The sequence below is a fragment of the Thermococcus sp. LS2 genome (assembly GCF_012027375.1).
Classification (GTDB): Archaea; Methanobacteriota_B; Thermococci; order Thermococcales; family Thermococcaceae; genus Thermococcus_B.
Window position 1 is genome coordinate 1 of record NZ_SNUI01000025.1, and the last position, 966, is coordinate 966.

At 44.4% G+C, this 966-nt stretch carries 1 protein-coding gene; it reads right to left on the reverse strand.

Translation table 11 applies throughout. The features are described from left to right. Positions 1-29: 29 nt before the first annotated feature. Positions 30-920 (reverse strand): DDE-type integrase/transposase/recombinase, encoded by an 891-nt coding sequence (locus E3E24_RS12530; RefSeq protein ID WP_240912104.1) that lies wholly within the window; start codon positions 918-920, stop codon positions 30-32. Between the last annotated feature and the right edge of the window lie 46 nt (positions 921-966).

Below are 966 nucleotides of genomic sequence, written 5' to 3' on the forward strand. Positions count from 1 at the left end.
TGTTGTATCCTGAAATTTTTTCGCGGATGTCATACAGCACTCACCCCCCTGAACAACCACCACAACTTCAACCCAACAGGAGCCCCCCTCAAATAAACCCTACCAGGAAAATCATAACCCAAACCCCTATGCGGCTTACTCCAGTTATACCACCAGACAAACTCCCCAAAATCATCAAACAAACCAGCCTTCTCCCCAACAGTCCTATGAAACCGCTCAACCTTCCCCAAAGTCTGAGGATGCCTCACAGCCGCCCTAACATGCTTAACCCCCAAACCAGCCAAAAACTCCTGAAACCTACTCCTACCACCTCTCCGCCCAACAAACTGAGCACCATTATCAGTCAAAACAGCCTCAGGCACACCAAACTCAGCAATAGCCTCCGCCAAAACCCTAATAGCATTCTCCCCAGTCATCTCATCAAACAAACCATAAGCAATAACCATCCTTGAAGCATCATCAAGAATCGTCAGAAGATACTTCCGCTCCCCCTTCCAGTCCAACACTTTCCAGTCCATCTGCCACAGCTGATTGGGATAATCTGCTTCAAACCTCTGAAGCTTTTTCCTGCGTTTTCTCTCAGTCACGAGGCCTGCCTCCTTCAAAACCCGGTAAATCGTGTTGTGTGGGATGTGAATCCCGTAATTCTCTTCAATCCAGCGTTCTAAGTGTACTGGGCCTTGATATTTTGATTCTGAGTGGGCTTTCAGGATTAGGTTTCTGGTTTCTTCTGGGATTGGTTTTGGTTTTCTGCCTGGTTTTTTGAGTTCTGGGGGTTTTCCAGTTTCTTTGTATTGTTTGATTATCTGCTGGATTCTTCTTTTGCTGATTTTCACGAGTTTGCTGATTGTTTTTGTTTTGAATTCTGTTTTTTCGTGTAGTACTATTATCAGGTGGATTTTATCCTGATCAAGTTTCATGTTCTTGTGCTTAATATGTCTTGCGAAATAATTTTGGGATACAACA